This is a genomic window from Nonomuraea sp. NPDC003214 (assembly GCF_053590035.1).
In genome coordinates this window covers 411,533-431,559 of the sequence record NZ_JBSFSX010000004.1, presented here as the reverse complement: position 1 = coordinate 431,559, position 20,027 = coordinate 411,533, and the positions used below count along the sequence as shown (strand labels likewise).

20 protein-coding genes are annotated in these 20,027 nt (G+C 73.7%); 6 read left to right on the top strand and 14 right to left on the bottom strand.

The window, feature by feature from the left end; genetic code table 11:
- Nucleotides 1-2 precede the first annotated feature (2 nt).
- The 6 genes from ACWDXC_RS14410 to ACWDXC_RS14385 all read right to left on the bottom strand — a co-directional run bounded on the left by ACWDXC_RS14410 (nt 3) and on the right by ACWDXC_RS14385 (nt 5,406).
- On the bottom strand, nt 3-506 hold the full coding sequence (locus tag ACWDXC_RS14410) for an NADH-quinone oxidoreductase subunit J family protein (protein ID WP_219517880.1): 504 nt from the start codon (nt 504-506) through the stop codon (nt 3-5).
- A complete protein-coding gene (locus ACWDXC_RS14405) occupies nt 506-1,408 on the bottom strand; it encodes a complex I subunit 1 family protein (RefSeq protein ID WP_449981574.1) in 903 nt (300 codons plus the stop codon). Before ACWDXC_RS14405 ends, ACWDXC_RS14410 begins: the two co-directional genes overlap by 1 nt.
- On the bottom strand, nt 1,405-2,868 hold the full coding sequence (locus ACWDXC_RS14400; protein WP_449981572.1) for a hypothetical protein: 1,464 nt from the start codon (nt 2,866-2,868) through the stop codon (nt 1,405-1,407). Before ACWDXC_RS14400 ends, ACWDXC_RS14405 begins: the two co-directional genes overlap by 4 nt.
- Complete coding sequence (locus ACWDXC_RS14395) at nt 2,865-3,212, bottom strand: NADH-quinone oxidoreductase subunit A (RefSeq protein ID WP_449981570.1); 348 nt, start codon at nt 3,210-3,212, stop codon at nt 2,865-2,867. Before ACWDXC_RS14395 ends, ACWDXC_RS14400 begins: the two co-directional genes overlap by 4 nt.
- 69 nt (nt 3,213-3,281) lie before the next feature.
- Nucleotides 3,282-4,655 (bottom strand): hypothetical protein, encoded by a 1,374-nt coding sequence (locus ACWDXC_RS14390; protein ID WP_449981568.1) that lies wholly within the window; start codon nt 4,653-4,655, stop codon nt 3,282-3,284.
- The gene (locus ACWDXC_RS14385) at nt 4,648-5,406 is read right to left on the bottom strand and encodes an alpha/beta fold hydrolase (RefSeq protein WP_449981566.1); all 759 of its coding nucleotides are present in this window, start codon (nt 5,404-5,406) and stop codon (nt 4,648-4,650) included. The genes ACWDXC_RS14390 and ACWDXC_RS14385 overlap by 8 nt, the downstream gene beginning before the upstream one ends.
- Before the next feature lie 138 nt (nt 5,407-5,544).
- Between ACWDXC_RS14385 and ACWDXC_RS14380 the strand changes: the two genes are divergently transcribed.
- A complete protein-coding gene (locus ACWDXC_RS14380) occupies nt 5,545-6,507 on the top strand; it encodes an alpha/beta fold hydrolase (protein WP_449981564.1) in 963 nt (320 codons plus the stop codon).
- A gap of 54 nt (nt 6,508-6,561) precedes the next feature.
- Here ACWDXC_RS14380 and ACWDXC_RS14375 read toward each other — a convergent pair whose 3' ends face one another.
- The 7 genes from ACWDXC_RS14375 to ACWDXC_RS14345 all read right to left on the bottom strand — a co-directional run bounded on the left by ACWDXC_RS14375 (nt 6,562) and on the right by ACWDXC_RS14345 (nt 12,499).
- Nucleotides 6,562-7,554: an alpha/beta fold hydrolase gene (locus ACWDXC_RS14375; RefSeq protein ID WP_449981562.1), complete on the bottom strand. Its 993-nt coding sequence runs from the start codon at nt 7,552-7,554 to the stop codon at nt 6,562-6,564.
- Between the two features lie 86 nt (nt 7,555-7,640).
- Nucleotides 7,641-8,840, bottom strand: coding sequence for an MFS transporter (locus ACWDXC_RS14370; RefSeq protein WP_449981560.1), 1,200 nt, complete (start codon nt 8,838-8,840; stop codon nt 7,641-7,643).
- 37 nt (nt 8,841-8,877) lie between these two features.
- On the bottom strand, nt 8,878-9,447 hold the full coding sequence (locus ACWDXC_RS14365; RefSeq protein WP_449981558.1) for a TetR/AcrR family transcriptional regulator: 570 nt from the start codon (nt 9,445-9,447) through the stop codon (nt 8,878-8,880).
- Complete coding sequence (locus ACWDXC_RS14360) at nt 9,444-10,085, bottom strand: sugar O-acetyltransferase (RefSeq protein ID WP_449981556.1); 642 nt, start codon at nt 10,083-10,085, stop codon at nt 9,444-9,446. Before ACWDXC_RS14360 ends, ACWDXC_RS14365 begins: the two co-directional genes overlap by 4 nt.
- Before the next feature lie 33 nt (nt 10,086-10,118).
- Nucleotides 10,119-10,655 (bottom strand): hypothetical protein, encoded by a 537-nt coding sequence (locus ACWDXC_RS14355; RefSeq protein ID WP_449981554.1) that lies wholly within the window; start codon nt 10,653-10,655, stop codon nt 10,119-10,121.
- Between the two features lie 120 nt (nt 10,656-10,775).
- A complete protein-coding gene (locus ACWDXC_RS14350) occupies nt 10,776-11,849 on the bottom strand; it encodes a sensor histidine kinase (protein WP_449981552.1) in 1,074 nt (357 codons plus the stop codon).
- Nucleotides 11,846-12,499 carry a response regulator transcription factor gene (locus ACWDXC_RS14345; protein WP_449981550.1) on the bottom strand — a complete coding sequence of 218 codons (654 nt, stop codon included), beginning with the start codon at nt 12,497-12,499 and terminating at the stop codon, nt 11,846-11,848. The genes ACWDXC_RS14350 and ACWDXC_RS14345 overlap by 4 nt, the downstream gene beginning before the upstream one ends.
- An 88-nt stretch (nt 12,500-12,587) precedes the next feature.
- Between ACWDXC_RS14345 and ACWDXC_RS14340 the strand changes: the two genes are divergently transcribed.
- From ACWDXC_RS14340 to ACWDXC_RS14320, 5 genes are all read left to right on the top strand, one after another.
- Nucleotides 12,588-13,940: a S41 family peptidase gene (locus tag ACWDXC_RS14340; RefSeq protein ID WP_449981548.1), complete on the top strand. Its 1,353-nt coding sequence runs from the start codon at nt 12,588-12,590 to the stop codon at nt 13,938-13,940.
- Between the two features lie 76 nt (nt 13,941-14,016).
- Complete coding sequence (locus tag ACWDXC_RS14335) at nt 14,017-14,853, top strand: siderophore-interacting protein (RefSeq protein WP_449981546.1); 837 nt, start codon at nt 14,017-14,019, stop codon at nt 14,851-14,853.
- The gene (locus tag ACWDXC_RS14330; RefSeq protein WP_449981544.1) at nt 14,805-15,152 is read left to right on the top strand and encodes an ATP-binding cassette domain-containing protein; all 348 of its coding nucleotides are present in this window, start codon (nt 14,805-14,807) and stop codon (nt 15,150-15,152) included. The genes ACWDXC_RS14335 and ACWDXC_RS14330 overlap by 49 nt, the downstream gene beginning before the upstream one ends.
- A 79-nt stretch (nt 15,153-15,231) precedes the next feature.
- Complete coding sequence (locus ACWDXC_RS14325; protein ID WP_449981542.1) at nt 15,232-15,741, top strand: protein kinase domain-containing protein; 510 nt, start codon at nt 15,232-15,234, stop codon at nt 15,739-15,741.
- Between the two features lie 1,404 nt (nt 15,742-17,145).
- Nucleotides 17,146-18,366, top strand: coding sequence for an NAD(P)/FAD-dependent oxidoreductase (locus ACWDXC_RS14320; protein WP_219508456.1), 1,221 nt, complete (start codon nt 17,146-17,148; stop codon nt 18,364-18,366).
- Nucleotides 18,367-18,381: 15 nt separating this feature from the next.
- Here ACWDXC_RS14320 and qcrB read toward each other — a convergent pair whose 3' ends face one another.
- Nucleotides 18,382-19,995 carry a cytochrome bc1 complex cytochrome b subunit gene (gene qcrB, locus ACWDXC_RS14315; RefSeq protein ID WP_449981540.1) on the bottom strand — a complete coding sequence of 538 codons (1,614 nt, stop codon included), beginning with the start codon at nt 19,993-19,995 and terminating at the stop codon, nt 18,382-18,384.
- Between the last annotated feature and the right edge of the window lie 32 nt (nt 19,996-20,027).

Below are 20,027 nucleotides of genomic sequence, written 5' to 3'. Positions count from 1 at the left end.
CCCTAGCGGCGGTCGTAACGGCCGCGGTCGGTCGCCAGCACGACGGTGGCGATCATCGTCGCCAGGATGGCCACCCCGATGACCATCATGACCAGCATCTGCGGACCCATGATCGACATGCCGAGGGCGTGCGCCGGGTCGGGCGGCGGCGTCCCCCGGCGGGCCGGCCACGGGGTGAGCAGCGCGAGCGCCGCCAGCCCGGCGAACACCGCCCCCGAGACCGCCAGCGCGAACCGCCTGCCGTGCACCATCGTCATCGGCATCAGCCCGGCCGGGTTCATCATGAACATGATCATGAACACCGCCATGATCATCATTTCCATCACCATCATCAGGACGATCAGCACACCCAGGTACGCGAGATCGATCAGCAGGAACAGCACGCCCACGGCGGCCAGCGACACCAGCAGCGCGAACGTCGCCCGCGCCATCGAGTCGACCGTGAACACCGCCACCGCGCCCGCCACCGAGAGCACCGCCAGCGCCCAGAACGCCACCACCGCCATCAGATCACCACCAGCCCGACGACCAGCATCTGCAGCAGCGCCGCCGGGATCAGCACCAGCCACGACGCCTGCGTGAACCGGTCCATCCGCACCGCCGGCACCCGGCGGCCCGCCCACACCAGCACGCCCAGCACCGCCACCGTCTTGACCAGCGTCCAGGCCCACGACGGCAGCAGCGGCCCCGCGCCGCCGCCCAGGAACAGCGGCACGGCCGCCGCCGACGCCACCACCAGGAGCGCGTACCGCCCGGCCTGGAAGACCAGGCGATCCGGCCCCGCCAGCTCCGCCATCACCCCGCCCGCCACCTCACCGCCCACCGGCTGCCTGAACGGCCCCCAGAACGCCATCGCCAGCGCCGACACCAGGTAGATCACGAACGCCACCGGCATCCACACCACGAACCACACCTCCCGCTGGGCGTCCGCGACCTCCGTCACGCTCAGCGACCCCGCCCCCAGCGCCGCCGTGATCAGCGCGAACATGTGCGGCAGCTCGTACGCCAGGCCCTGCGCCACGAACCGGTAGCCGCCCACCAGCGGGAACACCGAGTTCGGCGCCCAGCCCGTCAGCCACACCGCGCCCCAGACGCACACCTCCATGGCGTTGAACCACACGACCCCGACGGCCGACTCCACCACCGGCCGCTCCCCCAGCGGCAGCACCACCCCGGCCAGCACCGCCGCGGCCGGCAGGCTCCATACCCCCGCCCTGAGCAGCACCAGGTCCGGCAGCACCGTGCGCCGCCGCTGCTGGGTGAGCAGCCGCGCCACCTCCCGCAACGGCGCCGTCGCGGCGCTCCCCCACGCCGCCGGCCGCGCGGCGAGAGCCGCGTCGAACGCCGCCGCGGCCACCGCCAGCACCGCCAGCGCGACCGCGTAGCCGACCAGCGGCCCCACGGTCACGGCCGCCCGCCGTCAGGATCGAACCCCGCCACGACCAGCCGCGCCTGCGCCAGCTCGCACCCGGCCAGCAGCGGCGGCAGCACCTCCAGCAGCCTGCCGCCCTCCCCCACCGGCCCCCTCGGCCCCACGTCATCGGCCAGCGGCGACCGATCGCCCAGCAGGCCCAGCGCCCCCTCGACCGCCGCCAGCCAGGCCTCCATCCGCACCAGCACATCCCCGTCACACGCCGCCGGCCCCCGGAGCCCCAGCGCCGCCCCGTCGGCCCGCCCCACCCCGCGCAGCATCCACCGCAGCACCCACGACCTCCGCACCCGCCGCGCGAACCGCGCGAACCTCCCCACCACCCACCCCTCCCCACCCGGCACTCCCCCCACGCCGACCCCACGACCCGAAGCCCACTCTCCGCTCGGCAGGTGGCCGACGCGAAGCGGCCACCCCTCCCCGCTCGGTGCTCCCCCCGCGCCCTCCCGATGGCCCGCAGCCCCCTCCCCCGCCGGCGGATGATCAGCGTGGAGTGACCACCCCTCCCCGCTCTCCGCCTGGCCGACGCGGGGCGGGTTTCCCTCACCAGTGAGGGGGTGGCCCGGGGGTGGGAGCGGGCTGGTGGGTGGGAGGTGGAGGGCGCGGGTGACCAGGTGGTCGCGGAGGAGGCGGGCCTCGGCGGCGGCGGCCGGCCAGCCCGCGACGGCCAGGAGGCGGCCGAGGCTGTCCAGGTGGGCGGCGGCCCGGTGGGCTTCGGCCTCGCCCCGGGTCACCGGCAGGCCCGCCGCCGCGGCGAGCCAGGGCGCGTCCCAGAACCGCTCCCCGTCCGCGGGGCCGTCGAAGCGCGCCTCCGCCTCCTGGATCACGTCGCCCTGCATCGTCGTCTCGATGACCAGCCCGGCCGGCCAGTCGGGCAGCACCGGCCCCAGCGACACGTGCAGCCGGTCAAGCGTCAGCCCGTCCCGATCCGGCCCCCTCTCCGCCATCGCCAGCCCACCGGGACTCCCCATGTGATGCTCATGTCCCCCGCCATGCCCACCGTGGCCGCCGTGAGCCCCACCGTGGCCACCGTGGGCCCCGCCATGCCCGGCGCCATGCCCGGCGCCATGCCCGGGGTGGTTCCCGGGGTCGTGCCCTCCGCCGTACGCGGTATTCGGTGGGGTGGGGTTGGACTGGGGCGGGGGGTGGTGGAGGGGGGTGGTCAGGAGGGTGGTGACCTGGGCGGGGGTGGGGGCGGCGGGGAGGTCGGCGCGGGCTCGGGGGCCGGGCATGGCGGCCCAGACGGTCTCGACGGCGTCCGCCAGGCGGCCCGACGGCGGCCCGCACACCACCAGCAGGTTCGCGGCCGCGGGCGAGCCGGCCGCCGGCCAGTGGCGTTCGGCCAGCGCGGCCTCGGCGAGGAGCCGCGCGCGGGTGCCGTACGGCACGGCGACGACGAGGGGACGCACGGCCGCCCGGCGCACCAGCCACCCGCTCATGCCCATCGGAACGCGCCCTCGCGCCAGGCGTACAGGACGCCGGTCATGAGCAGGGCCAGGAAGGCGAACATCTCCACCACGGCCATGGCGCCCATCTCGGCGACGACGAGGGCCCACGGGTACATGAAGATCATTTCCATGTCGAAGGCCAGGAAGACGAGCGTCACGGCGTACCAGCGGACGTGGAAGCGGGACAGGGCGTGCTCGGCGGGCCGCCCGCCCGACAGGAACGGCCCGGTGTTCAGCGCGGGCGGCTGCCGCAGGAGCGCGGCGACCCCGTACACGCCGCCGATCCCGGCGGCGAGCAGCAGCAACAGGCCGAGCACGGCCGCCCAGGCTTCCATGCGCTGTCGCTTCCCGGGACACAGCCCCCCGAAACGGCCCCCAAAAACAGCCCGCCGAAACGGCCCGCCTCAGAGGTCGGACCAGGTTACGTCGTCGCGGGCGGTCAGGGCGTCGGCGACGCGGTCGAGGGGCAGGGGCATGGGCATCGGGTACGTGGTCCGCACGCGGGACAGGTCGCGGTGGGCGCGGGCGAAGACGGCGAAGTCGCGCGGGTAGGCGCGGACGTCGGTCCCGGTGAAGGAGCCGATCTTGCGGGCCCGGCCGAGCGCCTCCCGCCAGGCGGGGACGGTGGCGAGGCCGGGCGAGTCGGCGCCGTGGGAGAAGAGCATCAGCCGGATCTCGTCGTACGGCTCGGCGTCGTCGAGGTAGGTGAGCAGGGCGCGGCGGGACGGCTCGGTGTTGAACGTCATCCAGAACGGCACCGACCCGGTCCGCAGCGTCCACCAGGGTTCCAGCAGCACGAACGACTCGGCCAGCAGCCGGTCGCCGGGCAGGCCGCGCTCGCGGTGCCAGGCGCGGTGGAGGTCGGCGACCGCGGGGCTGAGCGCTTCGGGGCCGGGGAAGCCGAGCCGGACGACGCGGCCGGCGGCGGCGGTGAGGTCGTCGAGCAGTTCGGGTTCGAAGCCCCATTCGGCCTCGGGGCTGTCGCCGTCGGGTTCGGGCGCGTCCCAGTGGCGGTACGGCGAGCCGTAGCGGGCGAGGTAGCGGGCGATCTCGGGGCTGCCGTTCCGGTACTCGTCAGGGGTGAGGCCGCCGAGCGCGCCGTGCTGGAACAGGTACCGGTCGGCGACGCGGGTGGTGGGCCAGCGCAGCCCGCAGTCGGAGACGACGAGCGTGCCGCCGGGCGCCAGGCAGTCGCGCAGGAAGTCCCGGTACGCGGGCGGCAGCCGCCGCCATTTGACCCGGAAGTACGACATTCCCGCAATCATCAGGCGGTCCTGGGCGGCGTCGTGCATGTGGTGCAGGACGAGGCCGGGGTTGGCGGCCAGCATGGCCTCGCCGGCCCGGCTGACGCGGCGCAGGCTGTCGCGGGGCGCGTCGGGGTGGCCGCCGCGCTGCCGTACCGGGAGGAGGACGGTCTGCGGCAGCCAGGGCGCGCCGAGCGCGGCCGCGAGGTGGACGAGCGCGCCGGAGGCCGAGCCGGCGAAGACGACGGGGTAGCGGCGGCGCGGGTAGTGGCCGGTGATCCACTCGGCGAGCTCGTCGGCGCGCAGCGCGGCGAGCCTGCCGGGGGCGCTGGCCTCGCTCCAGCCCGCGGCGGCGTAGGCGCGTTCGGCCAGGCGGCGGGGCAGCCGGTTGGCGGCGCCGAGCAGGGCGCAGGCGAGGGGTTCGACGGGGGCGGGGAGCTGCCCGAGCATGGGCAGGTCGCGCCCGTCCAGGAAGCGGGAGAGCGCCCGGAGCATTCCGGTCGCGGAGTCGAAGGAGGCGGCGTACTCATGCATGGGCAGCGAACTCCGTGATGATCGGCGCCAGCCCCGCGGGGTCGCGGAACGGGATCATGTGTGGCATACCGGGCATGACGACGAGCCGGGCGTCCGGGATGGCGCGGGTGACCTCCTCGGCCCACTCCTGCGGGACGATCCTGTCGTACTCGCCCCTGATCACCAGCGCGGGCACGGCGAGATGCGGCAGCTTGTCCTCCACACGGTCCCGTACGGCGGCGGCGAACGAGGCCGTCACCTGCCGGAACCCGGCCTCCCGGTAGTCGGCGAGGTTGAGCGGCGCCATCCGGGGGTCCTCGCGCACGGAGTTGCGCAGCCAGCGGGCGACGAGCCGGGGCCAGGAGCGCGCCCGCGGGTCGACGGTGGGGCCGGCGAGCACGAGCGAGCGCACCCGGCCGGGGTGGCGCAGGGCGACGTCGACGGCGAGCTGGCAGCCGAACGAGCAGCCGACCAGGCAGGCGGGCGGCAGGTCCTCGGCCTCCAGCCAGCCGGCGAGCGCGTCGGCGAGCCCGGTGAGGCCGAGCGGGCGGCCGGGTCTGCCGCTGCGGCCGAACCCGGGCAGGTCCACCGTCCAGGCGGGCAGCCGTTCGCCGAGCTCGGCGACCAGCGGGCGCAGTTCCCTGCTGGAGACGCCGGCGCCGTGCACGCACACCACGGGCGGCATCCGCGTCCCGTCCGGGGGGAGCCGCCGCCAAGCCGTCATCGGCCAGGGGCCGGCCGTGACCGTGCGCCGTTCGAGTGAGCGGTCCATCCTGCCACTGGTGCCCGCACGCGGGCCGGGAAACCTCCTCCTGGGCGCGGCTACGGGCGTTTTTGCCGGTTCGGCAACAGGATTCACGGTGACCGCGCCGCTGCGCCGATGATCGGCGTGAACCACGTGGAGGATGACATGCCGAACTACGCCCACCGTCTCGTTCCCTCGCCCGCGGGCCGGATCCACCTGGTGGAGGAGGGGGCGGGGCCGCTCGTGCTGCTGGTCCACGGGTTCCCGGAGTCGTGGTACTCCTGGCGGCACCAGTTGCCCGCGCTGGCCGCCGCCGGTTACCGGGCGGCCGCGGTGGACGTGCGCGGTTACGGCCGCTCGTCCAAGCCGGCGGACGTGGCCGCGTACCGGATGGTCGAGCTGGTGGAGGACGCGGTCGCGGCGGTGCGCGGGCTGGGCGAGGACACGGCGGCGATCGTCGGCCACGACTGGGGTGCGGGGATCGCCGCGCACGCCGCGCTGCTCAGGCCGGACGTGTTCACCGCCGTCGCGATGCTGAGCGTGCCCTACACGCCGCCGGGCGGGCCGAGGCCCAGTGAGGCGTTCGCGCGGATGGGCGGTGACGAGGAGTTCTACGTCGCCTACTTCCAGGAGCCCGGCCGGGCCGAGGCGGAGATCGAGCCGGACGTGCGCGGCTGGCTCGCCGGCGTCTACGCCGCCCTGTCGGCCGGGACCATGCCGCCGCCGGGCGCGCCGGACCCGCACTTCGTGGGCCGGGGCGGCCGGATGCGCGACCGGTTCCCGTCCGGGCCGCTGCCGGGCTGGCTGAGCGAGGCCGACCTCGACGTGTACGCGGCCGAGTTCGAGCGGACGGGGCTGACCGGAGGGCTCAACCGCTACCGCAACATGGACCGCGACTGGGAGGACCTGGCCGCCCACGCGGGCGCGCCGATCGCGCAGCCGTCGCTGTTCGTCGGGGGCGCGCTGGACGCCACCACCACGTGGCTGTCGGCCGCCGTCGAGGCGTTCCCCGTGACGCTGCCCGGCCTGGTCGCCTCCCGCCTGCTGGACGACTGCGGGCACTGGGTGCAGCAGGAGCGCCCCGAGGAGGTGAACCGCATCTTGACCGGATGGCTGGCCGGCCTGTGACGCCGGGGGCCGCCGAGCAGGCGAACCGGGTCATCGACCGACCGGCCGCCCTCGTCACCCGGAGGCGGCGAAGAAGGCGCGCAGGTGCCGGTTGACCGGCTCCGGGCAGTCGAGCTGCGGCGCGTGACCGCACCCCTTGAGGATCTCCAGCCGCGCGTCGGGCAGCAGCTCGGCGAAGCGGCGGGCCCGCTCGACCGGCTGCACGGTGTCCTGCTCGCCCCACAGCACCAGGACCGGCGTCCTGGTGGCGGGCAGGGCGCGCTCGGTCGGCCCCCAGTCGAGGCGGCGTTCCAGCAGGTACGTGGCGCGGATGTTCTCGTGGAAGGTCATCGGCGCCCACCACTCGTCGACCAGCCGTGCGGTGACGCGCTCCTTGTTGACCATCATGCCCTCGGCCAGGCTCTCCACCGCTGACCGGCCGGAGGACAGCTTGACGGCCACCTCGCCCACGACGGGGAGCTTCAGCGACTCCCACATCCAGGTGCCGGGCAGGTCCAGTCCGGTGGCGTCGAGCAGGGCGAGCCTGCTGACGCGGGCGGGGTGGCGCTGGGCGAAGGCCAGGGCCCAGCCGCCGCTCCAGGAGTTGCCCGCCAGGGCGGCCTGCCGCACGCCGACGGCGTCCATGAACGACCCGACGGCGGCGGTCATCGCGTCCAGGTCATAGGCGAAGCCGGGGTCCTTGAGCCGGGTGTAGCCCTGGCCGGGCAGGTCGACCACGTACACGGTGTGGTCGCGGGCCAGCGCCGGCAGCTGGTCCTTCCAGCCGATGACCGAGGTGCCGCCGGGCGACAGCAGGATCACCGGGCTGCCCGACCCGGCCTTCACGTAGTGGAAGGCGGCGATCGGGGTGTCGGCGTAGCGGGACCCGGCCTGGGCCAGGAAGGGCGAGCGGAAGGCGCGGCCGTCCTCGGCCGGCTGCCAGCCGTACGCGCCGAACAGCGTCACGGCCACCAGCAGCGCGAGCGCCGCCGCCAGCACGCGCGGCCAGCGGCGCCTGCGTCGAGGCCGCCGGGCCCGGGTCGGGGGTGTGTCGTCAGGGCGGACCATGTCATCCTCGGTCTCTGTCGTCGAGTCGTTCATGGTCCGGACGGGCGGGCGGTCCAGGGTGTGACGGCCGCTCCCGGTGATCCCGCTCACCCCGGAGGTTCGCGGCGCGGCAGGGCGCGGGCGAGGACGGCGGTGAGCGCGCCGGCCGCGACGACGGTGAGCAGCCCGGCGCGCAGGCTGACGAGGTCGGCGACCACCCCGACGAGGGGCGGCGACAGCAGGAACCCGCCGCGCAGCAGCCAGCTCACGACGGTGAGCCCGGTGCCGGCGGGCAGTCCCGGCAGCTCGTCCGCGGCCTGCATGGCGGCCGGGACGACGGTGGCGAAGCCGAGCCCGGCCAGCGCGAACCCGGCCAGCGCCGCCGGGACCGACGGCACGGCGAGCGCGGCCCCCATCCCGGCGGCGGCCAGGACCGCCCCGGCGCGGACGACGGCGCGGCGGCCGAACCGGTCCACGACGCGGTCGCCGGTCAGGCGGCCGGCGGTCATGGCCGTCTGGAGGGCGACGACGGCCAGCCCGGCGGTGGCGGCGTCGGCGCCCAGGTCGCCGCTGAGGAAGAGGGCGCCCCAGGAGGCGCCGGCGTCCTCGGCGAGCGCGCCGCAGGCGGCCAGCAGGCCGAGCACGGCCAGCATCCGCACGGCCGCCCCGGGGAACGCCCCCCGCCACCCGCGCCCGCCGGGGTTTCGCCTTCCGGCGGGCCGCTCGGCGTCCTCCGCGCCGGGCAGCAGGAACCGGTACGCGACGAGCGCGACGACGCTGAACAGCACCGCCGAGATCGTCAGATGGACCGGCAGGGGCAGGCGCAGCCCGGCGGCGGCCGCGCCCATCAGGCCGCCCAGCACCGCGCCGACGCTCCACAGTCCGTGCAGCGAGTTGACGATGGAACGCCCGTAGAGCCGCTGGACGCGCAGGCCGTGGGCGTTCTGCGCGACGTCCACGACGGCGTCCAGGGCGCCGACGGCGAACAGCACGCCGGCGAAGGCCACCCAGTTCGGCGCGAAGCAGACCAGCAGCGTCACGAGGGCGGTCAGGGCGATCCCCGAGGCCGCCACCCGCGCCGAGCCGAGACGGCGGATGGCCGCCCCGGCGAGCAGCCCGGCCACGAGCGCGCCCAGCGGGGCCCCGGCCACGGCGCTGCCGAAGACGGCGTTGCTCACGCCGAGGTCGGCCTTGAGCTCCGGGTAGCGGGGGACGAGGTTGAAGAAGACGGCGCCGTTGGTGAGGAACAGGGCCGCGACGGCGGCGCGGGCGCGGCGGGCCTGGACGGTGGGGGGCGCGGCGGGCATGCAGATTCCGATCAGGTGGCACGGGCGGGAGGCGCGGTCAGCGCAGGAAGCGGTGGACGGCGTGCCGGATCTGCTCCGGCGTCATCGGGTCGGTCGACAGGGCGCTGTGCAGCACCAGGCCCTCGATGAGCGCGTCGAGCTCCCGCGCGGTGGCGGGGTCGAAGTGGCGTTCCAGCGCGCGGCGGCTGCGTGCCATCCACGCCTGGGTGACGGCGCGCAGGGCGGGGTCGCGGGCGGCGGCCACGTACAGCTCGACGCTCAGGACGAAGTCCCGCCGGGAGCCGAGCAGGTCGTCCGACACCAGGGCCATGACGGCCTCGGCGGCGGCGTCGCGGTCGGCGGCGGCCGCCAGGCGTTCGTCGAAGACGCGGGCGACCGCGTCGGCGTGCCGGGTGAACGCCTCGGCCAGGACCTCCTCCAGGGAGGCGAAGTGGTAGGTCATCGAGCCGAGCGGCACGTCGGCGGCGCGGGCGATCTCGCGGTGGGTGGTGCGGGCGACGCCGCGTTCGGCGATGACGGCGAGCGCGGCGTCGATCAGCCGGTCGCGCCGCCCGGGATCGTGCCGGCGCGGACGCCGCCGGCCGGGCGACGGCGTGGCGCCGGTCATCCGGCGCCGGGACCGGGAGCGGCGGCGGGACCGGGACCGGCGGCGGGATCGGAGCCGGCGGCAGGACCGGCGGTGCGGATCACGCGGGCGGGGTTGCCGACGGCGACGACGTTGGCGGGCAGGTCGCGGGTGACCACCGCCCCGGCGCCGACGACGGTGTCGTTGCCGATCGTGACCCCGGCCAGGACGATCGCGCCGCTGCCCAGCCACACGTTGTCGCCGATGGTGATGGGCGCGGCGGCCTCCCACTTGGCGCGGCGCAGCTCCGGGTCGACCGGGTGGGTGGGGGTCAGGAGCTGGACGTACGACCCGATCTGGACGTCGTCGCCGATGGTGATCGGCGCCACGTCCAGGGCGACGAGGCCGAAGTTGGCGAAGCAGCGGGCGCCGATGCTGATGTGGCCGCCGTAGTCGACGTGCAGCGGCGGCCGGATCTCCGTGCCCTCGCCGACCGCGCCGAGCAGCTCGGTGAGCAGGCGGCGCCGCTCACCGGAGTCCCGGGCGGGCGTGGCGTTGAACGCCTCCGTCAGCTCCGCGGCGCGCATCAGGTGCTCGCCCAGCTCGGGGTCGTCGGCGATGTACAGGTCACCGGCCAGCATCCGCTCGCGCATCGTCCGGCCATCCGCATCGGGCATCATACGTACAAGCGTACACATGCCGATTTTTGCCGATCAGGCGCGGTCGAGCCGCTGGAGCAGCCCGTACACGAACAGCGCCCGGTAGCCCGTGCCCTCGTGGGTGAGGCCGACGGTCCAGTGGTGCGGCGCCCCGCCCTCGCCCTGCGTCGCGCCGGGGAAGGCGGCGAGGTCCGCCACGACGCACGCCCACGGGACGAGCTCGCCGAAGGCGGGCGCGGCGCGGGGGCTCGGCCGGACGAACCACTGGTTCCACACCTCGCCGCCGGGGCCCGCCAGCGCCTCGAACTCCAGGCCCGGCCACGACGGCAGCGCCCACCGGAACACCTCGCACGTCAGGCTGCCCGCCTGCCGGACGCCCCGGTGCGCCGGCGGGCCGAGGGTGCGGCGCAGCGCGGCGACGCCCTTCGGCGCCCCGGGCGCGTACGCCATCCGGGTCCAGCGGGCGTGCGCGTCGCGCAGCTCGGCCCGGGTCGCGCCCATCGCGGCCAGCGCCTCCTCCACCCGCGCCGGGTTGAGGTCGCGCATGCGGTGCATCAGGGCCAGCTCGAACTGGCGCACCCCGAACGTCATCCGCCCTGTATACCGTGCCGCGCCATGCCGGGTCAGGCGGGCGGGGGGTCAGGCGGGCCGGGTCAGGCGGGCCGGGTCAGGTGAGCGGGGGTGAGGCGGGCCGGGGGCAGGCACACCGGGTCAGGTGGGTGGGAAGGTGACGGTCACCGTCAGGCCGCCGCCCGGGTTGGGGCGGGCGCGGACGTCGCCGCCGTGGGCGGCGGCGATCGAGGCGACGATCGACAGGCCGAGCCCGGCGCCCTGCTCGCGGGTCGTGTCCAGGCGGCGGAACGGCAGGAAGAGGTCGCCGAGCCGGTCGGCCGGCACCTCGGGGCCGGTGTTGCCGACGGTCAGGCGGCGGCCGGCGAGCGTCACCTCGACGGCCCCGCCGGGCCGGTTGTAGCGGACGGCGTTGTCGACGAGGTTGGTGACGAGCCGGTTGAGCAGGACGGCGTCACCGTCCACGACGCACGGCTCGATCCGCGCCGTGACGCTCACCCGGCCGCCCGCCTGCTCGGCCAGCACCAGCCGGGTCACCTCGTCCAGGGCGACGGGGGCGCGTTCGCGCAGGCCGTGCTCGGCCTGGGCGAGCAGCAGCAGGGCGTCGATGAGCCGTTCGCTGCGGCGGTTGTGCGTCAGCAGCTTGTCGCGGATCTCCCCCAGGTCCGGGGGCAGCCCGATCTCGATGGCGGCCCGCTGCACGGCCAGCGGGGTGCGCAGCTCGTGCGAGGCGTTGGCGATGAAGCGCCGCTGCGCGTCCACCGAGCGTTCGAGCCGGTCGAGCATGGCGTCGAAGGTGTCGGCGAGCTCCTTGAGCTCGTCCTGCGGCCCGGTCAGCGCGATCCGCTCGTGCAGCGTCGACAGCGACAGCCGCCGGGCGGTGGCGGTGATCCGGTGCAGGGGCCGCAGCAGCCGGCCGGCCACCAGCCAGCCCGCGAGCAGCGACACCAGCGTCAGGATGCCGACCGCCAGCCACGTCACCTCCCACTGGTAGCCGACCACGTCGTCCACCAGCTCGGGCAGCGGCGGCCGTACCCCGTCGCCGCCTCTGCCGCCGGGCGGGACCTGGGCGGCGGGTGGCGGGACGGGCAGCCGCCCGACCCGGGTGGACAGCGCGTGGCTCAGCAGCAGGTTGACGGTGACGAGCAGCACCACCGACGTCAGCAGGAACAGCCCCGAGTAGACGAGCGTCAGCCGGACCCGGATCGTCGTCACAGCAGGTAGCCCGCGCCGGGCACCGTCTGGATGCACGGCGGGTCGCCGAGCTTGGCCCGCAGCCGGCTGACCACGACCCGGACCACGGTGGTGAACGGGTCGACGTTCTCGTCCCACGCCTCCTCCAGCAGCCGCTCGGCGCTCACCACGGCGCCGTCGGCCCGCATCAGCGTCTCCAGGACGGCGAACTCCTTGAGCGACAGGTGCAGGTGGCGGCCGTCGCGGGCGGCCTGGAGGCGGTGCGTGTCGACCACGATGCCGTGCCTGGTCAGCACCGGCGGCACCCCGGGGACGCTGCGCCGGCCGAGCGCCCGCACCCGCGCCACCAGCTCGGCGAAGTCGAACGGCTTGGGCAGGTAGTCGTCGGCGCCCATGCCCAGTCCCTCGATCCGGTCCGGCACCGACCCGGCCGCCGTCATCATGAGGATCCGGGTCCGGCAGCCGCGCGCCACCAGCTCACGGCAGACCAGGTCGCCGTGCGTCCCCGGCAGGTCCCGGTCGAGCACGAGCACGTCGTAGTCGCTGACCGCCAGCCGCTGCGAGGCGGCCATGCCGTCGTACACCACGTCCACGGCCATCGCGTGGCGGCGCAGCCCCACCGCCACCAGATCGGCCAGATCCCGCTCGTCCTCGGCCACCAGAACCCGCATGCCGCCGTTCGTATCGCGGCGGGCGTAACAGCGGCGTTAACGATCGCGTTCACAGCCGCGCAACGGGGCGGCCGCCACGCTGGCGGCCATGATCAGAACGCTCTGCGCCGCCGCCCTCGCCGCGGCCTGCGCCCTGTCCCCGGCACCCGTCCCCAGCCCGTCCAGTCCCTCCGAGCCCGGCGGCCGGTGCGCCCCCGCGACCGCGCCGCCGCCGCAGCCGCCGCCTCCCACCACCGTGAACACCCTGCGGATGGCGTACCACTGCGTGCTCGACCACTACTACAGCGGCCCCGCGATGGACCCGCGCGAGCTGCTGAAGAGCGCGTTCTCCGCCTACACGCAGGACCTGATGCGGCGCGGCGCCGACCGGCCGGGGCTGCACCTGCCCGCGCTGACCGGCGACCGCGACGGCGACTGGGCGGCGTTCGCGAAGGTCCTCGGCGACGGCGACCCCGCCGCGCTGCGGACCGCGATCACCGGCATGGTGGACTCTCTGCAGGACAACCACGCCCGCACGGCCCGCCCGTCGCCGCCGCCGGACGGCGGGCCGGGGGACGGGCCGGTCGGCACCGGCATCGCGGGCCTGTCGGCGGCGCAGGGGCCGAGGTTCGACCCCGCGGCCCGGCCGCCGCTGTTCATCACCCGCGTCCTGGACGGCAGCCCCGCCGACCGGGCCGGCATCCGGCCGGGCGACATCGTGCTCAAGGTCAACGGCATCCCGGTGTTCGTCGGCGACCGGCCCAACACGACCGTCTTCGACGTCCTGCCGGGCCCGTCCGTCCGGCTGACGCTCAAACGGCCCACGTCCGGGCAGGTCCGCACCGTACGGCTCGTCGAAGGGCCCCTCACCCCGCCGCGCGACGAGGTCACGTCGAGGAAGCTGCCGGGCGGCGCCGTGTACGTGAAGCTGCCCGGGTTCTTCCCCGGCGCCGCGGACCAGGTGCTGGCCGAGCTGCGGGACAAGCCGGAAGCGGTCGTGCTCGACCTGCGCGGCAACGGCGGCGGATCGCCCCGGGAGGTGACGCGGCTGCTCGGCGCGTTCGCGCACGGCAAGGTCACCAGCTATTTCTGCCCGCTGAAGGGCGAGTGCGCGGCCAACCGCACCGACGACAGCGTCCCGCTGCTCGGCGCCCGCCTGGTCGTGCTGGCCGACCGGGGGTGCGCGTCGGCCTGCGACGACTTCAGCGCCGCGGTGAAGGGGCTGCGGCTGGGGACGATCGTGGGAACCCGCACCGCGGGCGCCGTCTCCGGGCCCGCCACCGGCTACCTGCTGGACGACGGCACCGTGCTGGGGCTTCCGAAGGTCCGGCACCTCGGTCCGAACCGGGACACGATCGACACGATCGGCACGCCGGCCGACCACCACGCCCCGATGACCGCCCTCGCGCTGGCCACCGGGCGCGACCCGGGCCTGGCCAAGGCGCTGGACCTGCTGCGCTGAACGCCGGTTGCGCCCGTGCCGCTCGCTCTTCTATGTTATGCCCCATAACTAAGGTAAGCCTTACCTGGGAGAGCGAGTGGCGAGCAGGGGTTACGCCGGGGCCATGATGAAGACCTTCGGCGCCGTGGAGCACACGCTCACCGTCGCCGCCGTCGACGACGTCACCCCGCACTTCCGTCGCATCACCTTCGACGCGCCGACGCTGTTCGACGGGCAGCCGATCGAGCCCGCGAGCTGGGTACGGCTCTGGGCGCCCGACCCCCGCCGGCCCGGGCGCGAGCACCAGCGCGGCTACACGCTGCTCGACCCCGACCCGGGGACGCGGCGGGTCAGCATCGAGTTCCTCATCCACGAGCCCGCCGGGCCCGCCAGCGCCTGGGCCGCCCAGGCCGGGACCGGCGACACCGTCCAGGTCACCCGCTGGGCCTCCGGGCACTTCGCCCCACCCGACCCCGCGCCCGACGGCTACCTGCTCGTCGGCGACGCCGCCGCGCTGCCCGGCATCAACGCCATCCTGGCCGCCCTGCCCGACAGCACCGAGGTACGCGTCCACCTCGAACGCCACCACGAGCACGACACGCTCATCCCCGTCACGCCGCACCCCCGCGCCACGGTCACCTGGCTGCCCGCCACCGGCGACCCCGCCGCGCTCGCCGACGCCATCGAGGAGCGCGACTGGTCCAACTGGTACGCCTGGGTCACCGCCGAATCGGCCGCCACCAAGCACGTCCGCGCCCGGCTCAAGGACCTCGGCTTCCCCCGGGGCGACGTCAAGGCCCGCGCGTACTGGATCCGCGGCCAGGCCATGGGCACCGGCCGCGACCACACCCCCGGCGAGGAAACCCCGACGGCGGGGACACCCGCGTGGGCGAACGCGGCGCGGCGCTGTCCGGCGGCGAGCGCCAGCGCGTGAGCATCGCCCGCGCCCTGCTCAAGGACGCGCCGCTGCTCCTGCTCGACGAGGCCACGGCCGCCCTGGACGCCGCCAACGAGCGGGCCGTCGTCGCCGCGCTGGAGCCGACGGCGGGACGGCGGGCCACCGTCGTCGTCGCCCACCGGCTCAGCACGATCGCCCGCGCCGACCAGGTGGTCTTCCTGGAGGACGGGCGGGTGGCCGAGGCCGGCGCCCCGGCCGAGCTGCTGGCCCGGGGCGGGCGTTTCGCCGCCTACTGGCGGCAGCGCGAGCAGGCCGCCGCCTGGACGCTCGCCTGATCGCGGGCTGCCGCCTTCCGCCCCGGGTACGGCCGGGCCTATCGTGTGGTCGTTCATGAAAGGTCCGGAAAGGAGTGGGATGCCGGACATCCGGCCGCTCCGCCCGGGCGACCCCGAGCGGATCGGCGGCTACCGCCTCACCGGGGTGCTCGGCTCCGGCGGCCAGGGCGTCGTCTACCACGGCACCGCCGACGACGGCCGCCCGGTCGCGATCAAGCTGCTGCACAGCCACCTGGGCCACGACGACGACGTCACCCGGGGCTTCCTGCGCGAGGTCGAGGCGGCGCGCCGCGTGGCCGCGTTCTGCACGGCGGCCGTGCTGGACGTCGGCACGCTGGACGAACGGCCCTACATCGTCAGCGAGTACGTCGCGGGAGACACCCTTCAGGCGCTCGTGCGCTCCTCCGGGCCGCGCACCGGCGGCGGGCTGGACCGGCTCGCCATCGCCACGCTCACCGCGCTGGCCGCCATCCACCGGGCCGGGATCGTGCACCGCGACTTCAAGCCGGGCAACGTGCTGATGGGGCCGGAGGGGCCGACTGTCATCGACTTCGGCATCGCCAAGGACCCTGCGGCTGCAGACTTGTGATCTGCAGCATCAGCCCGATGAGTTCTTAGAGCATCGTGTGCGGGAGAAAGTCCGACTCGGCATGCCAGCAGAAGCGTACAGGGCACCCGTTTCACAGTTCCATCTCTATGGCAGATACCAGAGGGGTATTGACGGGCTTGGAAGACATCATTAGTGTCACGCGTGATCATATCCGAGCTCACGCAACGGAGGCAGCCACGTGCGGGCAAACCGTCTTAGTAGCATACTCATCACAGCGGTGGTCACTTTCAGTGCAGTGGCGACGACTATGACAGTAAGCGCTCCCGCCAGCGCAACTACAGCCCTCGCCTGCTCCTCTTATACCGTGCGGACCGGAGACTCGCTGACTACAATCGCGAACCGCTTCGGTGTAACCGTGAATCAGATCGTCAGCTGGAACCCATGGCTGCGAGCCGTCAACTATAAGGTTTACCCCGGAGATGTGCTGCAAATTTGCTGAGAAACGCAAACCCTGACTTCTGAGGCGAACGCACCTTGTCGAGCCTCAGCGCCGGACGCGTTCAGGGCAGTTCTGACACACACTTAGATGATCTATAATCTGCACCTTGCCCCTATTCTCTTCGAGCTTATCGATCTCCGAGAGCGCTCTACCGTCTAGTTGTCCGTGCTTACGAGCATGAAACATGCTGACGAAAATAAAGTGCTCGACCACATGTGTCTCACTCCACGGCTGGCACACTACCTCTACAACGAGGGTCGCATTCTGCGTAGCCGGAACGCCTAACGGCCCGCTTCCTCTCGCGACCGAGCAAACGAATAGATGCAGCCTTTTTAGTGACACTTCGAGAGGCTTCCCCCTACAGGGCAATGACGGTTCCCAATTACTCCATTAGCCATAGAGGTCTGAAATCGAGGCACACTCGAAGGACAGCTTTCGTGTCCAGCCCCATCTCGCAATTAGACGGCCTGAGACTATTTCAGCATGGCATCAGCCACCTCTCATGCGTCCAGTGGAGTAGACGGAATCAGATGGCGCATCCGAATATGGCGGACCCAGCTCCGAAAATGGAGTACAGCGCCAGAAACCAGCGCTTCGGACCACAATATTTCCGATTCTGACCCACAGGACGATCGCTGGCCTCTGGCTGGAGGTTCACGAACCGAGGGCACTGAAGACGCGCGAGACCGCACCCCCAGAAGCTGCAGGCAAAGGATTTGGCCTCAGGACTCAAGCCCGAAGAGTCGGGCGGCATGACCACGGAAGCTCCGTGGGCGATCGCGCCGAAGGTCGCGGGCGCGGCGGGCGGGGTCCTGTACGCGTGGAGTCTGGGAGGTACGTGACCCGCGCGGTTGCCGACCTTGGTCCGCCAAAAGACGCACATACCGGGAAACAAAGGGTATTGGACGATTTTCCGGATCGGCGTTTCAGGGAAGGACCGGATCATGGTGAAGAGAGCGCGGGTCGTGGTCGTGGGTGCGGGGTTCGCGGGGCTCGCGGCCACGAAGAGGCTGGCCCGCGCCGGGGCCCTGGTGACGCTGGTCGACCGCAACCCGTACTCGACCTTCCAGCCCCTGCTCTACCAGGTCGCCACCGCCGGGATGGGCCTGTCGGACGTGTCGTACCCGATCCGCACGTTCGCCGCCAAGTGGCCGAACGTGCGCACCCGCCGGGCGACGCTCACCAGGGTGCTGGCGGACGAGCGGCGGGTGGAGTTCGAGGACGGGACGGGGCTGGACTACGACTATCTCGTGCTGGCCACCGGCGTGACCACCAACTGGCTCGGCATCGAGGGCGCCGAGGCCAACGCGCTGCCGATCTACTCGCTGCACGACGCGGCGGCGCTGCGCGACCGGCTGGGACAGTACCTGGAGGACACGGCGCTCGGCCGCCGCAAGAGCACGCACGTCGTGGTGGTGGGCGCGGGCGCGACCGGGGTGGAGATGGCGGGCACGCTGGCCGAGCTGCGCCGGCGCACGCTGCCGCTCACGCACCCGGAGATCGGCCCCGACCGGACGAGCGTGACGCTGGTGGAGCGCTTCGAGTACGTGCTGGCCCCGTACAAGCCGAGGCTGCGGGACGCGACGGCGGCGGCGCTGCGCAGGCGGGGCGTCAAGCTGCGTCTGGGCTCCACGGTCGCTGCGGTCGAGGAGGACGCCGTGCTGCTGAGCGACGGCACGCGGCTGCCGAGCGACCTGACCGTGTGGGCGCTCGGCGTGACGGCCCCCGAGCAGGTCGGGAGCTGGGGCCTGGAGCAGGGCAAGGGCGGCCGGATCACGCTCACCGACGCGCTGAACGTGCCCGGCCACCCGGAGATCTTCGTGGCGGGCGACCTGTCGGGGCAGCCCGAGCCGCAGCCGCAGCTCGCCCAGCCGGCGATCCAGATGGGCGACCACGCGGGCCGGCAGATCGCCGCGGCCATCCAGGGCCGGCCGCCACAGCGGTTCTCGTACCGGGACCCGGGCATCATGGCCACCGTGGGCAAGGGGGAAGCGGTGCTGCAACTGCCCAACGGGCTGACCGTGCGCGGGTTCCCGGCCTGGCTGGTGTGGATCTTCATCCACGTGTCCTACCTGCTGGGCGGGCGCAACCGGGCCAGCGTGCTGCTCAACTTCTTCTGGCGCTACGCCGGGCCGCGCCGCAGCGCCACCAGCGTCTCCCGCTGACCGCCCGAGCCGTCCTCAGCGCGTCACGGCCTCGCGCTCACCGTCGTGCTCGCCGTCGCGGGCGTGGGGTGCGCCGTGATCCGCGCGGGGTCCGCTCTCCAGGGGGATCTTCTCGCCGCCGTACGCCCGGCTCAGGCGGGCGCGCAGCCGGCCCAGCGGACCACGTCGCACCTCGGCCGGCACACCGTCACGCCCGGCCCCGTCGGTCCCGTCGGCCCCGTCGGCGCCGCGGATCACCGGGATCGCCGCCTTGCCCCTGATGTGGGCCGCGATGTCCTCGGCCGGCGGCACGTGGGCCTCGACGAACTCGCCGTGCGGCAGCCGCCTGACCACCCCCGACTCGACGCCGTGCGCGAGGAGCCCGGCGTCACCGCGCTGCAGGCCCAGGCACAGCCGGTACGTGATCACGTACGCGAGGACCGGCAGGACGATGACCCCGGCCCGGCCCGCCCACGTCAGCGCGAAGAGCGAGATGTGGAAGTTGGCCGAGATCTCGTCGTTCGCCCCCATCAGCCACAGCACGCCGTAGAAGGCGATGGCCGCCATGCCGATCGAGGTGCGGACCGGGTTGTTACGCGGGCGGTCGGCGAGGTGGTGCTCCAGGGTGTCGCCGGTGACCCAGCGCTCGGCGAACGGGTAGAGGGCCAGGCCCGTCACGATGACGCCCAGGGGCACCAGTCCTGGGATGATCACGCTCAATGGCAGCGTGTGCCCCAGGGCGTTGATCTCCCAGGCCGGCATGACGCGCAACGCCCCCTCCAGGACGCCCATGTACCAGTCGGGCTGCGAGCCCGCGGAGATGTCGGCCGGGTTGAACGGACCGGCCAGCCAGATCGGGTTGATCTGCGCGAAGGTGGCGAGACCCAGCAGGACCGCGAGCGTGAAGAAGAAGTACGCGCCCGCCTTGGCCATGAAGGCCGGGTAGAACGGGGAGCCGACGACGTTGCGTTCGGTGCGGTTCCTGCCGGGCATCTGGGTGTGCTTCTGCACCCACATGAGGACCATGTGGGCCGAGACGAGCGCGACCAGGAGGCCGGGGATGAGCAGGACGTGCAGCGTGAAGAACCGGGAGATGACGTCCTCGCCGGGATACTCGCCGCCGAACAGGAAGAACTGGACGTACGTCCCGACCACCGGCAGGGAGATCGCCACCCCCTGCGTGATGCGCAGCCCCGCGCCGGACAGCAGGTCGTCGGGCAGGATGTAGCCGGTGACGCCCTCGGCCATGCCGAGCGCCAGCAGCAGCACGCCGATGATCCAGTTCAGCTCGCGCGGCTTGCGGTAGGCGCCGGTGAAGAACACGCGGAGCATGTGCACCAGCATCCCGGCGACGAACAGCAGCGCCGCCCAGTGGTGGGTCTGGCGGATGAGCAGGCCGCCGCGCACCTCGAAGCTGATCTCCAGCGTCGAGGCGTAGGCCTCGGACATCAGGATGCCCTTGAGCGGCGCGTACGACCCGTCGTAGACGACGTGTCCCATGCTGGGCTTGTACCAGAACGTCAGGAACGCTCCGGTGAGCAGCAGGATGACGAAGCTGTAGAGCGCGATCTCCCCCAGCAGGAACGACCAGTGGTCGGGGAAGACCTTGCGCAGGTTGCGCCTGGCGAAGCCCGCCGTTCTGTCAATCATCGATCCGCCGCTTCTGTCGCGATGCCCCGGAT